This window comes from Streptomyces tsukubensis, assembly GCF_003932715.1.
Classification (GTDB): domain Bacteria; phylum Actinomycetota; class Actinomycetes; order Streptomycetales; family Streptomycetaceae; genus Streptomyces; species Streptomyces tsukubensis.
On sequence record NZ_CP020700.1, the window covers coordinates 5,837,815 to 5,853,724 of the forward strand.

A 15,910-nucleotide genomic window follows, 5' to 3' on the forward strand; every position below is an offset into this window, starting at 1 on the left:
CGGCCGGGCCGGTGCTGCAATGGGCGGATGACGCGTACCGCCCCCGCAGACAACACAGACAACACAGACAACACAGGCGGCACGGAAGACACAGACAGCGCAGACAACACAGGCAACGCAGACCCCGCCGGTCATCGCGCTGATGAGGCCGATGACGCCGATCATGCCGCCGGGGAACCCGGTCCGGCCGCCCTGCTCGACCTCTTCGACCGCCGGCTGCGCCGGGACGCCGTCGACGACACTCCGGGCTGCCGGATCGAACGTGTCGGGGAGGTCGTACGCCGGACCGGGCCCGACTGGAACGGCGTCCTGTGGTCGGCGCTCGACGAGAACACCGCCGACGCGGCGATCGCCGACGCGGCCGCCCACTTCGATGCCCTCGGAGTGGAAGCCGAGTGGAAGCTCTACTCCCACGACCGGCCCGCCGACCTCGCGGACCGGCTGCTCGCCGCGGGCTTCGTCCCGGAGGAAGAGGAGACCCTCATGGTCGCGGCCGTCGCCGGGCAGCCCCGGGAGGCCGTTCTGCCCGACGGCGTACGCCTCGTCGATGTCACCGACCCCGGGGGCGTGGAGCTGATGGACCGCGTCCACCGGGCCGCCTTCGGCGGGTCCTGGGACGGGATGCGCGAGCAGCTCCTGGGGCAACTGGGACGGGACACCACGGTGATGACGCTGGTGCTCGCCGGGGACGTACCCGTCTGTGCGGCCCGGATGGACCTGCACCCCGGCACCGGCTTTGCGAGCCTGTGGGGCGGCGGCACCCACCCCGACTGGCGCGGCCGGGGTATCTACCGCGCCGTCGTCGCCCACCGCGCCGGGACCGCCGCGGCCCGGGGCTACCGGTGGCTCCAGGTCGACGCGGGCCCGCAGAGCCGCCCGATCCTCGAACGCCTGGGCTTCCGGGCGCTGTCCACCACCACGCCGTATCTCCGCCCGGCGCCCCCTGCCCGGGCGGCCGCCACCGGGTCCCCGGCCGCAGACTGATACGACCCGAGAAGACCTGAGGAGCGCTGAGGGGTGCTTCTGAGGGGGTGCTTAGGGCCGGGACCCCCTCGGCCCGGGGCGGTCAGGGCCCTTCTAAGGCGTACGGCGCCCGGGGATACCGCAGTCGCCCGATGCGGCGGCACCGGCTGGGACCGGAGAGTAGTGGCACGGCGGAAAACCGCCGGAACCACCACCCGCAGAGGGAGCACCCCGTGTCCGATTACCTCTTCCACACCCACCCCGCCCTCCAGGCATCGGCGCTGCACCGCCAGGAGCTGATCCGCCGGGCCGAAGAGCACCGCCTCGCCCGGCGCGCCCGCCGCGCGGCCAGACAGGCTGCCAAGGACGAGGAGGGCCGGGTGACAGCGGCCGCCCGATTCACCGTCGCCGCCTGAGCAGCCGTCCGGTGACCGGGCGCAACTCCACCCCCGGTGGGCTGTCCACAGGGCAGCCCACCAGGGGTGTCTCCGTATCGGACGACTGTGCGATGCTCGGCGGCGTGGAGACCAGGTACGTCAGTCCGGTGTTCGTAGGCCGCGCCGGTGAGTTCTCGCTGCTCACCGGCGCGCTGAGCCGTGCCGCTGGGGAGGGCGGCGGGCCGCCCGGCGGGGATCCGCAGGCCCTGCTCGTCGGCGGTGAGGCGGGCGTCGGCAAGACCCGGCTCGTCGAGGAGCTGTGGGGGGAGGCCTGCCGCAGGGGAGCGGCCGTCGCCGTCGGTGGCTGTATCGAGATCGGCGCCGACGGACTGCCGTTCGCCCCCTTCTCGGCCGCGCTGCGCTCCCTGCGCAGGCTGATGCCCGAGGAGATGGCTGCCGCGGCCGCAGGCCATGAACAGGAGCTGGCCCGGCTGCTGCCCGAGCTGGGAGGGGCCCCGCGCGGCGAGGGCGGCCGTCACGGCGACGAGGAGCTGGCCCGGCTGTTCGAGCTGACGACCCGGCTGCTGGAGCGGATCTCCGCGGAGCGCACGGTCGTCCTCGTTCTGGAAGATCTGCACTGGGCGGATGCGTCGACCCGCCATCTGATCACCTATCTCACCCGCACGCTGCGCCGGGGCAGGCTCCTCTTCCTGGTGACGTACCGCTCCGACGACATCCACCGCCGCCACCCCCTGCGGCCGTTCCTCGCGGAGCTGGAGCGGACCCGGACGGTGCAGCGCATCGAGCTCACCCGGTTCAACCGGGCGGAGGTACGGCGCCAGCTCATCGGGATACTCGCCGCGGAGCCCGAGCCCACGATGGTGGACAGCATCTTCGAACGCTCCGACGGCAATGCCTTCTTCGTCGAGGAGCTGGCCCGCAGCCTGGCCCAGGGCAGCCCCTGCGGACTGCCCGACTCCCTCCGCGACATCCTGCTGGTCCGGGTCGAGGCGCTGCCCGAGCGCGCCCAGCGGGTGGTGCGGATCCTCGCCGAAGGCGGCTCCACCGTGGAGTACGGACTGCTGCTCGCCGTCGCCGGACTTCCCGAGGACGATCTGATCGAGGCGCTGCGGGCCGGCGTCGAGGCCCGTATCCTCCAGCCCACGGCCGACGGCACGGGATACCGCTTCCGGCACTCCCTGGCCCGGGAGGCCGTCAGCGACGATCTGCTGCCGCCGGAGCGCTCCCGGCTCAACCGGGCCTACGCCCAGGCCCTGGAGGCCGATCCGGCGCTGGTCCCGGAGGAGGAGCGGGCCATGCGGCTCGCCGGATACTGGTACCACGCGCACGATGCGGCGAAGGCCCTGCCCGCCGTGCTCGGCGCGGCCGTCGAGGCCCGTCGCCGCCACGCCTACTCGGAGCAGCTGTGGCTGCTGGAGCGGGCGATGGAGCTGTGGGACACCGTGCCCGACGGCATCCGGGACGAACTGCGCCCCATGGACTACGCGGAGGCGTATCCGCCGTGCGGCTGCGACCCCGAGAGCAAACCCCTGCGCTTCCTCGATCTGATCGCGGAGGCGACCGTTGCGGGGACGCTCAGCCGGGACCGTGAGCGGGCGCTGAAGATCGCCCGGCGGGGCCAGCGGCTGGCGCTCGGCGAGGGCGATCCGCTGCGCGCCGCGTGGTTCTGTATCCAGCGGGCGAAACTGGTGTCGGTGCTCGGCCGCGGCGACGGCCACCCGGAGCTGACCGAGGCCCAGGAACTGGTGCGCGGGCTGCCGCCGTCGGTGGTGCACGCCCAGGTCCTCACGGCGGTCGCCCACTGGTGCCGGGCGCACGCCCCCGGGCACGACGGCCTCGCCACCGCCGAACGGGCTGTGGAGTACGCACGGATGGTCGGTGACGAGGAGACCGAGCTGTCGGCCCGGCTCTCTCTCGGCGGCTTCCTCGCCGACGCCGGGCATATCGAGGAGGGCCTCGCCGAGATGTACGCGGTCAAGGACCGTGCCCTGGAGCTCGGCCTCCCCCATCTCATCGCCGGCAGCCATGCGAACCTGCCGCACACCCTGGAGAGCGTCGGGCGCTCCCAGGCCGCCGTGGCCCTGCTGAAGGAGGGCCTGGAGGTGGCCTCCCGCCACGGGCTGCTCGGCACCGAGGCCTGGGTACTGGTCAATCTCGCCGAGTCCTACTACACCCTGGGCCGCTGGGACGAGGTCCGTACCGCCGCCGAACGGGCCCTGGAGGTCGGCAACGGTCCCAAGCCCCGGGGCTGGGCCGCCTTCGTCCTCGCCCTGCTGGAACTGGGCCGCGGGGACATCGCCTCCGCGTCCCGGTGGATTCAGGAGGCCAGGTCCCACTTCGGTACCGAGGGCCCCACCCCGCAGAGCGGCCTCGGGATCGACACGGTCGCGATCGGGGTCGCCGCGGCGGAGGCCCGGATCGCCGACGCCCGGGCGCTCTTCTCCGCCGTCCCCGCGCAAGGTTTCGCGCCGGGCTCCTACCGCTACGCCTGGCCGCTGCTGCGGGCCGTGGCCACGATGGAGGCCGACGCCCGCGGGCTGCCCGCCGCCGAGGAAGGCCGGGAGGAGAGCCTCGACCGGATCGACGCTCTGGCCCGGGGGCTCGCCGCCACCGTCCCCCTCTGGATGGGCCATGAGCGCTGGGTCCGCGCCGAAGCGCGCCGCGCCCGGGGCGAGGACACCCCCGAGGACTGGGAGGAGGCGGGCACGGCCTTCGAGGAGGCCGGCTTCCCCTACGGGCTGGCGATGGTCCGCCACCGCTGGGCCGAGGCCCTGCTGCCCGCGGACCGCGACCGGGCCGCGCAACTGCTGCGCGCCGCCGCCCGCACGGCCGCCGAGCTCGGGGCGCGCCCGCTCACCGAGGACATCGCCCTGCTCGCCCAGCGCGCCCGGATCGGTCTCTCCCCGGAGCAGCCCACCGGGTCGCCGGGCGCCGATCCCGCCCCCGGGGCGCTGCTGGGACTCACACCCCGCGAGGAGGACGTCCTCCGGCTGGTCGCCGCGGGCCGCAGCAACCGCCAGATCGCCGAGGCGCTCTACATCTCCCCGAAGACGGCGAGTGTCCATGTCTCCAACATCCTGGGGAAGCTGGGCGTCTCGGGCCGCGGCGAAGCGGCCGCGGTGGCCCACCGACTCCGCCTCTTCCCACCGGAGCCGGAGCCGGAGCCTGAGCCGGTACCGGCAGTCGGCTGACCCACCCCGGGGCAGCGGTCCGCGGAGGAAGCCGGTCCGGCCGCGGGGGACTCCGGAGTCGGCCCGGCCCCCCGGCCACGGACGTCTCCCGGCGGTCGCTTCAGCGGGGCGACGGCGGGCGCTGACCGTCCGGGCGGGGGCTGCCGGGGCTGCCGGGCTCTGCCGCGGCCGGTGCCGCCCCGTCCGACGCTGTGCCGGGGAGACGTACGGTCACCCTGCCGGAGGCCAGGTCTATCGGACCGCGCGCGGGGTCCGCGGCACCCACGTCGACCCGGGTCAGCTCCAGTCTCTTCTGCTCGTCGTCGGTGTGCTTTCTCCCGGGCGCGAAGATCTGGTCGAGGATATTGAGCACGGTCGGTCCGTCCTTCCCTTTCCCGTCCCTTGCCTGTTCCGGCGGGCCCCTGCCCCGCACCGACCGGTGTCAGCGCACCTCCAGTCTCAGCACGCGATCGTCCCCCGACTTCGGTGAACCCCGGCCGTCCGTCTCACTGGTGATCAGCATCAGCTGGGCGCCGCCCGTCGCCAGAACGGTGCGCAGCCGGCCGTACTTCTCTTCGAAGAACGGCTGGGGGTCGGCGGAGGGTTCCGCTCCGGCGAGGGGGATGCGCCAGAGCCGTTCACCCCGGAGCCCGGCCATCCAGAGCGAACCCCGGGCGTAGGCGAGACCGCTCGGAGACGCCTCGTCCGTCTTCCACTGGGCGGCCGGGTCGACGAACGCCGGATCACCGGCCTTGCCTTCGACCTTCGGCCAGCCGTAGTTCTTCCCCGGCCGGATCAGATTCAGCTCGTCCCAGGTGTTCTGCCCGAATTCGGAGGCCCAGAGCCGTTTGCCGTCGTCCCAGGCCAGGCCCTGCACATTGCGGTGGCCCAGCGAGTAGACCAGCGACCCGGGGGTCGGATTGCCGGGGGCGGGCCGCCCGTCGGGAGTCATCCGCAGAATCTTGCCGCCCAGGGACTTCGGATCCTGGGCCAGCCCCGTCTCCCCGACCTCGCCCGTGCCCGCGTACAGCATCTTGTCCGGGCCGAAGGCGATCCGGCCGCCGTTGTGCACGACGCCCTTGGGGATGTCCCGCAGGATGGTGTCGGGGGCGTCGAGCTGCTGGCCCGCAGGTCTGCGCTCGTCGTACCGCAGACGGGCGATGCGATTGTCGGATTCGGTGGTGAAGTAGGCGTAGACCCGGCGGTCGGCGGCGAAGGAGGGCGAGAGCGCCAGCCCGAGCAGTCCGCCCTCGCCGCTGGCCGCGACACCGGGCACCTTACCGATCTCGGTCACCTTCCCCGTCTCCACGTCGACCCGGCCGATCGTCCCCTCGTCGCGCGAGGCGACCAGCAGATCGCCGTCGGGCAGCGCGACCGCGCCCCACGGCGACTTCAGCCCCGTCGTGACCGTCGCCACCACGGTCGCCGCCCCCTTGGCAGGGGGTGCCGGGGGCCCGGACGGCGAGGCGCTCGCGGCCGCACCCGGCGACGAGGCGCCCGGGGGTCCGGTCGTGTCCCTCGGGCCGTCCACCGGAATGCCGCCCGAGGAGGAGCACGCGGTGCCCGCCAGCAGTACGGCTGAGGCCAGCACGGCCCTCACACCAGCACGTCGCACGATTCCGATCCCTTCGACGGGCTCCAGCGGAGCGGGGGTATCTACCTTTCCTACACCGCCCGCGCCTCAGGGGTTCCCGATCTTCGCCCCCTCTTTTCTTCACGACCCCGACCGGCCCCGGCTGCCCCCGGCCACCCCTGCCCCTCCCCGACCACCGCTGCCTCTCCCCGGCCACCCCTGCCCCGCCTCGGCCGCTCCGTCGACTGCCCCGGGCCCGCCTCCCCGCACCCTCCCGGATCAGTCCCAGGACCCCAGGGCCGCCGGCAGCCCCCGGATCTCCGCCTCGTCGCGTTCCGTGAGCCGTACCCCCACCGCACCGGCGTTCTCCAGCGCCCACCGCTCCCGCTTCGCCCCCGGTACGGGCACCACGTGCCGCCCCCGCGCCAGCACCCACGCCAGAGCCACCTGCGCCGGAGTCGCCCCCGGCCCATGCCGTCCGGCTATCCGCCGCAGCCCGGCCACCAGCGGCTGGTTCGCCGCCATCATCTCCGCCGTGAACCGCGGGTGGCGGGCCCGCGGATCGTCCGGCTCGAAGCCGCCGCCCGGCGTGAGCGTGCCCGTCAGATAACCGCTGCCCAGCGGTCGCGCGGCCAGAAAACCCACGCCGCGCGTCTCGCACCACGGCAGCAGCTTCACCAGCGCCTCCGGCGACCAGACCGACAGCTCCGCCTGGACCGCGCCGACCGGGAACACCTGCTGGAGCCGTTCCAGCAGCCGGATCGTCGCCTCGTACGGATCACCGGGCACGGCACCGCGCCGGGGCCCGTGCGCCGCCCGTGCGTCCGCCGCGCACAACCCGAGCGCCCGCACCTTCCCGGCGGTCACCAGCTCCGCCATCGCACCCCAGGTCTCGTCGACCGGCACCTCCGGATCGGGCCGGTGCAGTTGGTACAGGTCGATCACATCGGTCTGGAGCCGCCGCAGCGACGCGTCACAGGCCCTGCGGACATACCCGGGACGCCCATTGGCCACCACATGCCCGTCGCCGACCAGCAGCCCGACCTTGGTCGACACAAAAGCATCCGCCCGGCGCTCTTTCAGGGCCCGGCCGATCAACAGCTCATTGGTGAACGGGCCGTACATATCGGCCGTGTCCAGCAGGGTGGAACCCGCGTCCAGTGCCGTGTGAACCGTCCGTACGGACTGGTCCCCGCGCCGCTGCGAGGCGGTGTACGCCCAGCTCATCGGCATACACCCCAACCCCACCGCACCCACCCGCAACGCCGCCGCGCCGATCGTCCTGCGCTCCACCCGCCCGTGCCCTCCGCTTCCCCTCGTCCGCCGCCGGACGCCCACCAAACTAACCAACTCCCTTGCCGGGCCTCCGCGCGCCGTCCCGGACCGGCCGCCCGGCGGCCGGATCCCGGCCCCGGCAGCGCGCCCCGCACCACCCCGAAGAACCCCCGGGGCGCCGGCCACCACAGGGCGGGTTCCACCGCGGACGGCAGCGCGAGCGCGCGTGCCGGGCCCCGGCCGGTCCCACGTGATCGGCCGGACACGTCCTAACCTCGTGACCATGACTGCTGATGTGTGGCTGCCCATACCTGCCGACGAGATCGACGGCCTGCCGCCCACCGGATCCTCCGGCCTCGTCTACCGCCACTGGGACGGCGAACAGGACTATCCGGCGGACCCAGCCGACTGTGTCTTCTACACGGTCCCCTATATGAGCGGGACGGAGACCGCGGTCCTGCCGATGCCCGCGATGTCGTCCGTCAAGGTGGTCCAGACACTCTCCGCAGGGACCGACCATGTCGAGCCGGGGCTCGGAAGCCTTCCCTCCGGCGTACGCCTCTGCAACGCCCGCGGGGTGCACGAGGCGTCCACGGCGGAGCTGGCGCTCGGCCTGACCCTGGCGTCCCTGCGCGGTATCCCCGGCTTCGTCCGGGGCCAGGACACCCAGGAATGGCGGGCGGGCTTCTATCCGGCACTCGCGGATCGCACCGTGATGATCATCGGCTACGGGTCCATCGGCGCGGCGATCGAAGACCGGCTCGCGCCCTTCGAATGCGCGCGGATCCTGCGCATTGCGCGCTCCGCCCGCACCTCCGCGCGCGGTCCGGTGCGCCCGTTCACCGATGCGGCCGCCCTGCTGCCCGAAGCCGATGTGGTGATCCTCTCCACCCCGTTGAACGAGCGGACGAAGGGGCTGGTGGACGCCGCCTTCCTGGCCCGGATGAAGGACGGCGCGCTGCTGGTGAACGTCGCCCGCGGCCGGGTGGTCGACACCGAAGCCCTGCTGGCCGAGGTACGGAGCGGACGGCTCACCGCCGCACTCGACGTCACCGACCCCGAACCGCTGCCGCCGGGCCATCCGCTGTGGCAGGCGCCGGGCGTGCTGATCAGCCCTCATGTCGGCGGATCCACCTCGGCGTTCCTGCCCCGGGCCAAGAAGCTGCTGGCCGCTCAGCTGACTCGGTTCGCGGCCGGTGAACCGCTCGACAACGTCGTTCTCACCCTCTGAAAGCCCGCCGGAACTCACCCGGAACTCTCCCGGGAATCGCCGAAATCGCCGAAATCGCCGTCCCGGCGGCGTCCCACCGTCCCCGGCCCCCCGGCCGGGGACCCCTCCGACCGGTGATAACCCGCCACCCCCATCCGGCCCGCCCCCGCCGTACTTGACGTCACAGCCGGAAACACTGCGAAGTCATCCGATCGCTCCGCGCGTCCTCACCCTCGTATGCAGTCACTGAGAGTAGAGGCGCTATGTCCCTGAGTGACGATCCTGGTGTAAAGTCCCGACTTGGGGGCCGCACCCGCATGGGGTGGTGCAGCGTGACGGCCCGACTGCCGAACGGATTTCGAGGGGGGCGACGGGCGATGTACGGCCAATGGCGACGGACCACGGATCCAGCACGGCGGGGGCGCCGGCGACGACCTTCGGCAAACGGCCCCGCACACCTCCCGGCTCCGGTGCCGGTTCAGCTGCCGGTGCCCGTCCCGGGAGTGGGCCGGTGACCGCCGGGGAGGCGGTGGCGGCCCCCCGGACGGGCCCCGTCGCGGGCGGTGTCGCCGCCCCCCTCCTCCTCGCCGTCGTCTGCGCCGGATACGCGGTCGGCGCGGTCCTCGGCTGGGGCTCCCGGGAACTGGCCCTGTTCATGGGCGATTTCGGACTGAGCGCCGCCGCGCTGGTCGCCGCGGTCTCCTGCTTCTGTTACGCACGCCGGCTGCCGTCCCGGCTCCGCCCGGCCTGGCTGCTGTTCGCGCTCTCCTCCCTCATGGCGGCGATCGGGAACGGCGTCTGGGGCTGGTACGAGGTGGTCCTGGACCGGCCGGTGCCCAGCCCGTCCGCCGCCGACGTGTTCTTCCTCTGCTTTGCGCCGCCCGCGATCGTCGGCCTGCTCGTCCTGGCCAAACGGCCGGTCACCCGGGCCGGCTGGTTCTGTCTCGCGCTCGACGCCTGGCTCATCGGCGGCTCCCTGCTCACCATCTCCTGGAGCCTGGCCCTCGCCCACACGGCACACGCCCAGGGGCAGAGCGTGGCACCCGCCGCGCTCGCCCTCGCCTATCCGATGCTGGACATCGTCCTCGTCAGCATGGTCCTGGCCCTGCACTTCCGGCGCTCCGGCGGCAACCGCTCCGCGGTCAACACCGCCGTCGCCGCCTTCGCCCTGACCGTCGTCTCCGACGCGCTGTTCACCTCACCGCTGCTCCGTGAGACCTACCGTTCGGGCCAGCTGCTGGACGCCGGCTGGTTCGCCGGTTCGCTGCTGCTCGCGTACGCGCCCTGGGGCGTGCGCAGACCGGCTGAGCCGCCGCGCCCGCCGCGCGGCCCGCTCCAGTCGACCCGGCCGGTCGCGGGCTCGCTGTCCGCGCTGACGCCCTATCTCGCCGCCGCCGTGTGCACACTGGGAATCCTCTACCACGTCGTCGAGGAGCGCCGGGTCGACCGGGTCGTGGTCATCACCGCCTGTACGGTCGTGCTCGCCCTGGTGGTACGCCAGGGGATCATGCTCGTCGACAATGTCTCCCTCACCACCGAGCTGGCCCAGAAGGAGAACCACTTCCGCTCCCTCGTCCAGGGCTCCAGCGACGTCATCATGATCGCCGCGCCCTCGGGAGTGCTGCGGTACGTCAGCCCCGCCGCATCCGGTGTCTACGGGCGCGACGCCGAGGAGCTGATCGGCTCCGAGCTGGCCTGTCTGCTCCACCCCCAGGACCTCGGCCGGGTCGTCCACGAGGTACGGCGCTTCCTCGCCGCCTCCCCGGCGGACGAGCCGACGATGCGGATCGAATGCCGCTTCCGCTCCGGCGGCGGCGAATGGCTCCACGTCGAATCCACCGTCAACCGCCACCAGGGCGGACTGATCTTCAACTGCCGGGACGTCACCGAGCGGGTCAGACTCCAGGCCCAGCTGCAGCACAGCGCCGAGCACGACCCGCTGACCGACCTGCCCAACCGGGCGCTGTTCACGGAGCGGGTCCGCCGGGGCATCGGCGGCCGCCGCTCCGGCGACACGGGCACCGCCGTGCTCTTCATCGACCTCGACGGCTTCAAGGGCGTCAACGACCGGCTCGGCCACCAGGCGGGCGACGAACTGCTGATCGGCGCCGCGCACCGGCTGGCCGAGTCCGTGCGGTCCGGGGACACCGCAGCCCGGCTCGGCGGTGACGAGTTCGCCGCCCTCATCCTGGGCGACGGCGCCCGGGACCGCGCCTCCCGGGAGGCCCAGGTCCTTGAGATCGCCGAACGGCTGCGCCTCACCCTCTCCCAGCCGTACCGCATCGACGGCCAGGACGTCCGGGTCGCCGCCTCCATCGGGGTGGCCTTCGCCGAACCGGGTATCGGGTCGTCCGATCTGATGCGCAACGCCGACCTCGCCATGTACCGGGCCAAGGCGGGCGGCAAGGACCGGGTCGAGCTGTACGCCCCCCAGATGCAGGCCGAAGTCGTCCGCCGCACCGAACTCGCCGCCCGGTTGCGCACCGCCCTCCACGAGGGCGAGTTCGCCCTGCTCCACCAGCCCGTGGTGAGCCTGGCCAGCGGCCGTATCGAATCGGTCGCCGCCCAGGCCCGCTGGCGCTCGGCGCACGGCATCCTCTTCACCCCCGGCGAATTCCTGCGGGTCTCCGGCGACGCCGACCGCGCCGACGAGCTGGGCCGCTGGCTGCTGGAGGAGTCCGTCGCCCAGGCCGCGGAGCGGGGCAGACTCGGACACCACACCCCGGTGACGGTCCGGGTCTCCAGCCGCCGCCTCCTCGACCGCTCCCTGCCTCCCGGCGGCATCGAGCGGATGCTGGCCCGGCACGGCCTGCCGTCCCGTGCGCTGATCGTCGAACTGTCCGACCCCGACCCCCGGCTCCGCCAGGACTCCCGGTCCTCCTTCGACGAACTGGAGCAGCGGCTGATGGCGCTGCGCAGAATCGGCGTCCGGATCGCCCTGGACGGCTTCGGCAGCGGCCACGGTGCGATCGACGCCCTGCGCCGGCTCCCCGTGGACATCCTCAAACTGGACCGCGGGCTGGTCGACGGGATCGTGGAGTCCTCCCGGCTGCACAAGATCACCAGCGGGCTGCTGAGAATCGCCGGCGATCTCGGGATGGAGTCCGTCGCCGAGGGGGTGGACCTGCCGGAGCAGGTGCTCGCCCTGCGGGCGATGGGCTGCACCCACGGCCAGGGCGCGGCCTTCTCCGGCGCCCTGGACGAGTACAGGCTGCGCCGTGCCCTGGTCAGAGACGACTGCCCGGTGCCGGGCGGGGCCGCCCTGCCGGTGCTGACGGGGGGTGCGGGCGGTGGCTCGTTCCGCATGCGCACCGGCTCACATAATGAGACGCGCGTCCCACCGGCTTGACAGTGACAGCGCGTCGGGGAGAGGGTCAGTGCCATGCGCACCCGAATTCTCGTACTTGGACAGCGCGTCGGCTGAGCGGGTTCTCCACCAGGACCCGTGGACACCTCCCGACGCGCTCCCCTCGCTTGCCTCACGGCACGAGGGGTTTTTTGTTGCACGGGCACCGGGCGGCGAACCGGAGCCAAGCGGCAGAAGGCCGAGCAAAACACCCTCGATACCGGCACCACCCCGCGACAGTCACCACCCCGAGACACTCCGCACCACCGAGACACTCCGCACCACCGTCTCGCCACCGCACCACCGTCTCACCAGCAGCACTCAGCAGCATCCCGCAGCACCCTTCAGCGAATCCTCCGCTTCGAGAAGAGAATGCCGATGACCGAGCAGGCCACCGGGGCCCCCCATCCCCAGCCGCGCGCCCGTACGGGCGGACAGCCGACCGTCGCGGTCGAGCACGTCACAGGCGCGCAGTCCCTCATCCGCTCTCTTGAAGAAGTGGGGGCGGACACCGTCTTCGGCATCCCCGGCGGAGCCATCCTCCCGGCCTACGACCCGATGATGGACTCCACCAAGGTGCGCCACGTCCTGGTCCGGCACGAGCAGGGCGCGGGCCATGCCGCCACCGGATACGCCCAGGCGACCGGGAAGGTCGGGGTCTGTATGGCCACCTCGGGCCCGGGTGCCACCAATCTGGTCACCCCGATCGCCGACGCGCACATGGACTCCGTCCCACTGGTCGCGATCACCGGCCAGGTCGCCTCGCACGCCATCGGTACGGACGCCTTCCAGGAGGCGGACATCGTCGGCATCACCATGCCGATCACCAAGCACAACTTCCTGGTCACCAAGGCCGAGGACATCCCGAAGACGATCGCGGAGGCCTTCCACATCGCCTCCACCGGCCGCCCCGGACCGGTCCTCGTCGACATCGCCAAGGACGCCCTCCAGGCGCGGACCACCTTCTCCTGGCCGCCCGCCCAGGACCTGCCCGGCTACCGGCCCGTCACCAAGCCGCACGCCAAGCAGATCCGCGAGGCCGCGAAGCTGATCACCGAGGCCAAGCGGCCGGTGCTGTACGTCGGCGGCGGCGTCATCAAGGCCCGTGCCACCGCCGAGCTGAAGGTCCTCGCGGAGCTGACCGGCGCCCCCGTCACCACCACCCTGATGGCCCTGGGCGCCTTCCCCGACAGCCATCCGCTGCACGTCGGCATGCCCGGGATGCACGGCTCCGTCACCGCCGTCACCTCCCTCCAGAAGGCCGATCTGATCGTCGCGCTGGGCGCCCGCTTCGACGACCGGGTCACCGGCAAGCTGGACAGCTTCGCCCCGTACGCCAAGATCGTCCACGCCGATATCGACCCGGCGGAGATCGGCAAGAACCGCACCGCCGACGTCCCGATCGTCGGTGACGCCCGCGAGGTCATCGCCGATCTCGTCCAGGCGGTGCAGGCCGAGCACAGCGAGGGCCGGCGCGGCGACTACACCGCCTGGTGGAAGGACCTCAACCGCTGGCGGGAAACCTACCCCCTCGGCTACGACCAGCCCGGGGACGGCAGCCTCTCCCCGCAGCAGGTCATCCAGCGCATCGGCCAGCTGGCCCCCGCGGACACCATCTACGCGGCCGGAGTCGGCCAGCACCAGATGTGGGCCGCCCACTTCATCAACTACGAGCAGCCCGCCACCTGGCTGAACTCCGGCGGCGCCGGGACGATGGGCTACGCGGTCCCCGCCGCCATGGGCGCCAAGGCGGGCGCCCCCGAGCGCACGGTCTGGGCCATCGACGGCGACGGCTGCTTCCAGATGACCAACCAGGAACTCACCACCTGCGCGCTCAACAACATCCCCATCAAGGTCGCCATCATCAACAACGGCGCCCTCGGGATGGTCCGCCAGTGGCAGACCCTCTTCTACAACCAGCGCTACTCCAACACCGTGCTGCACTCGGGCCCCGACGCCGTCGCCGGCGGACCGAGCGCCGGCACCCGCGTCCCGGACTTCGTCAAACTGTCCGAGGCGATGGGCTGCCACGCCCTGCGCTGTGAATCCCCCGAGGACCTCGACAAGGTCATCGCCGAGGCCAACGCGATCAACGACCGGCCCGTGGTGATCGACTTCATCGTCCACGAGGACGCCATGGTCTGGCCGATGGTGGCCGCCGGCACCTCCAACGACGAGGTCATGGCCGCCCGCGGGGTCCGTCCCGACTTCGGCGACGGCGAAGACGACTGAGCGCGCAGAGAGAGACGGAAGACCCACTCATGTCAACCAAGCACACGCTCTCCGTCCTGGTGGAGAACACCCCGGGCATCCTCGCCCGGATCGCCGCCCTCTTCTCCCGCCGCGGCTTCAATATCGACTCCCTTGCCGTCGGCGTCACGGAGCACCCCGACATCTCCCGCATCACCATCGTGGTCGGTGTCGAGGACCTCCCCCTGGAGCAGGTCACCAAGCAGCTCAACAAGCTCGTCAATGTGCTGAAGATCGTCGAGCTGGAACCCAGCGCCGCGATCCAGCGCGAACTGGTCCTGGTGAAGGTCCGGGCCGACAACGAGACCCGCTCCCAGATCACCGAGATCGTCCAGTTGTTCCGCGCCAAAACCGTGGACGTCGCACCCGAGGCCGTGACCATCGAGGCCACCGGGTCCAGCGACAAACTGGAGGCCATGCTCCGGATGCTGGAGCCGTACGGCATCAAGGAACTGGTCCAGTCCGGCACGATCGCCATAGGGCGTGGCGCCCGGTCCATCACCGACCGGTCCCTGCGCGCCCTGGACCGTACGGCCTGACGGCCCGACACCCGGTCCGCCCCGGCCGGGGGCCCGCGCCCCCGGCCATAGCATCCGGGGTCCGCGCCCGTATCGCGAGACCCCCCACCGCACCTTCCCCTCCCCGCCGTACGGTGGGACGCACCATCAGCACTCAAGGAGACATTCCAGTGGCCGAGCTGTTCTACGACGACGATGCCGACCTCTCCATCATCCAGAACCGCAAGGTCGCGGTCATCGGATACGGCAGCCAGGGCCACGCCCACGCGCTGTCGCTCCGTGACTCCGGCGTCGACGTCCGGGTCGGTCTGCACGAGGGCTCCAAGTCCAAGGCCAAGGCCGAGGAGCAGGGTCTGCGCGTCGTGACGCCCGCCGAGGCCACCGCCGAGGCCGACGTCATCATGATCCTGGTTCCGGACCCCATCCAGGCCCAGGTCTACGAGGAGTCCATCGCCCCCAACCTCAAGGACGGCGACGCCCTCTTCTTCGGCCACGGCCTGAACATCCGCTTCGGCTTCATCAAGCCCCCGGCCGGCGTCGACGTCGCGATGGTCGCGCCCAAGGGCCCGGGCCACCTGGTGCGCCGTCAGTACGAGGAGGGCCGCGGCGTTCCGTGTATCGCGGCGGTCGAGCAGGACGCCTCCGGCAAGGCCTTCGAGCTGGCGCTGTCGTACGCCAAGGGCATCGGCGGCACCCGGGCCGGCGTCATCAAGACCACCTTCACCGAGGAGACGGAGACCGACCTCTTCGGTGAGCAGGCCGTGCTCTGCGGCGGTACGGCGGCGCTGGTCAAGGCGGGCTTCGAGACCCTCGTCGAGGCCGGTTACCAGCCGGAGATCGCCTACTTCGAGTGCCTCCACGAGCTGAAGCTCATCGTCGACCTGATGTACGAGGGCGGCCTGGAGAAGATGCGCTGGTCGGTCTCCGAGACCGCCGAGTGGGGCGACTACGTCACCGGCCCGCGGATCATCACCGACCAGACCAAGGCCGAGATGAAGAAGGTCCTCGCCGAGATCCAGGACGGCACCTTCGCCAAGAACTGGATGGACGAGTACCACGGCGGTCTGAAGAAGTACAACGAGTACAAGACGCAGGACGAGAACCACCTGCTGGAGACCACGGGCAAGGAGCTGCGCAAGCTCATGAGCTGGGTCGACAACGACGAGGCCTGAGCCCGTCGCGAGGGGCCGGGACACGGCGCGTAAGC

At 72.1% G+C, this 15,910-nt stretch carries 11 protein-coding genes; 8 read left to right on the forward strand and 3 right to left on the reverse strand.

Annotated elements, in window-relative coordinates; all coding sequences use genetic code 11:
- The first annotated feature begins 27 nt into the window (after positions 1 to 27).
- The 3 genes from B7R87_RS24270 (at position 28) to B7R87_RS24280 (ending at position 4,552) form a co-directional block, all read left to right on the forward strand.
- On the forward strand, positions 28 to 984 hold the full coding sequence (locus tag B7R87_RS24270) for a GNAT family N-acetyltransferase (RefSeq protein ID WP_006346402.1): 957 nt from the start codon (positions 28 to 30) through the stop codon (positions 982 to 984).
- Between the two features lie 212 nt (positions 985 to 1,196).
- Positions 1,197 to 1,379 (forward strand): hypothetical protein, encoded by a 183-nt coding sequence (locus tag B7R87_RS24275; RefSeq protein ID WP_006346401.1) that lies wholly within the window; start codon positions 1,197 to 1,199, stop codon positions 1,377 to 1,379.
- 92 nt (positions 1,380 to 1,471) lie between these two features.
- Positions 1,472 to 4,552, forward strand: a complete 3,081-nt coding sequence (locus tag B7R87_RS24280) for a helix-turn-helix transcriptional regulator (RefSeq protein ID WP_130585217.1) — start codon at positions 1,472 to 1,474, stop codon at positions 4,550 to 4,552.
- A 100-nt stretch (positions 4,553 to 4,652) separates the two neighbouring features.
- On the opposite strand, the gene B7R87_RS24285 is transcribed toward B7R87_RS24280, so the two are convergent.
- The 3 genes from B7R87_RS24285 to B7R87_RS24295 form a co-directional block, all read right to left on the reverse strand.
- Complete coding sequence (locus tag B7R87_RS24285; protein WP_130585197.1) at positions 4,653 to 4,904, reverse strand: DUF6191 domain-containing protein; 252 nt, start codon at positions 4,902 to 4,904, stop codon at positions 4,653 to 4,655.
- Between the two features lie 69 nt (positions 4,905 to 4,973).
- Positions 4,974 to 6,146 (reverse strand): PQQ-dependent sugar dehydrogenase, encoded by a 1,173-nt coding sequence (locus B7R87_RS24290; RefSeq protein ID WP_100249077.1) that lies wholly within the window; start codon positions 6,144 to 6,146, stop codon positions 4,974 to 4,976.
- A gap of 237 nt (positions 6,147 to 6,383) precedes the next feature.
- Positions 6,384 to 7,397: an aldo/keto reductase gene (locus B7R87_RS24295; protein ID WP_040914045.1), complete on the reverse strand. Its 1,014-nt coding sequence runs from the start codon at positions 7,395 to 7,397 to the stop codon at positions 6,384 to 6,386.
- 277 nt (positions 7,398 to 7,674) lie between these two features.
- On the opposite strand from B7R87_RS24295, the gene B7R87_RS24300 reads away from it, so the two are divergent.
- The 5 genes from B7R87_RS24300 to ilvC all read left to right on the forward strand — a co-directional run bounded on the left by B7R87_RS24300 (position 7,675) and on the right by ilvC (position 15,875).
- Positions 7,675 to 8,610 carry a 2-hydroxyacid dehydrogenase gene (locus tag B7R87_RS24300; RefSeq protein ID WP_006346396.1) on the forward strand — a complete coding sequence of 312 codons (936 nt, stop codon included), beginning with the start codon at positions 7,675 to 7,677 and terminating at the stop codon, positions 8,608 to 8,610.
- A 490-nt stretch (positions 8,611 to 9,100) separates the two neighbouring features.
- The gene (locus B7R87_RS24305) at positions 9,101 to 11,938 is read left to right on the forward strand and encodes a putative bifunctional diguanylate cyclase/phosphodiesterase (RefSeq protein ID WP_006346395.1); all 2,838 of its coding nucleotides are present in this window, start codon (positions 9,101 to 9,103) and stop codon (positions 11,936 to 11,938) included.
- 369 nt (positions 11,939 to 12,307) lie between these two features.
- Entirely contained in the window at positions 12,308 to 14,167 is a 1,860-nt protein-coding gene (locus tag B7R87_RS24310) for an acetolactate synthase large subunit (protein WP_040914036.1), read from the forward strand.
- Positions 14,168 to 14,196: 29 nt separating this feature from the next.
- Positions 14,197 to 14,724 (forward strand): acetolactate synthase small subunit, encoded by a 528-nt coding sequence (gene ilvN / locus B7R87_RS24315; RefSeq protein WP_006346393.1) that lies wholly within the window; start codon positions 14,197 to 14,199, stop codon positions 14,722 to 14,724.
- A 149-nt stretch (positions 14,725 to 14,873) separates the two neighbouring features.
- A complete protein-coding gene (gene ilvC, locus B7R87_RS24320) occupies positions 14,874 to 15,875 on the forward strand; it encodes a ketol-acid reductoisomerase (RefSeq protein WP_006346392.1) in 1,002 nt (333 codons plus the stop codon).
- Positions 15,876 to 15,910 lie beyond the last annotated feature (35 nt).

Bases quoted from the DNA above. Each gene is read 5' to 3' on its own strand.
- B7R87_RS24310 (WP_040914036.1), top strand. From the start codon at position 12,308: ATGCCGATGACCGAGCAGGCCACCGGGGCCCCCCATCCCCAGCCGCGC.
- B7R87_RS24270 (WP_006346402.1), top strand. From the start codon at position 28: ATGACGCGTACCGCCCCCGCAGACAACACAGACAACACAGACAACACA.
- ilvN (WP_006346393.1), top strand. From the start codon at position 14,197: ATGTCAACCAAGCACACGCTCTCCGTCCTGGTGGAGAACACCCCGGGC.
- B7R87_RS24280 (WP_130585217.1), top strand. From the start codon at position 1,472: ATGCTCGGCGGCGTGGAGACCAGGTACGTCAGTCCGGTGTTCGTAGGC.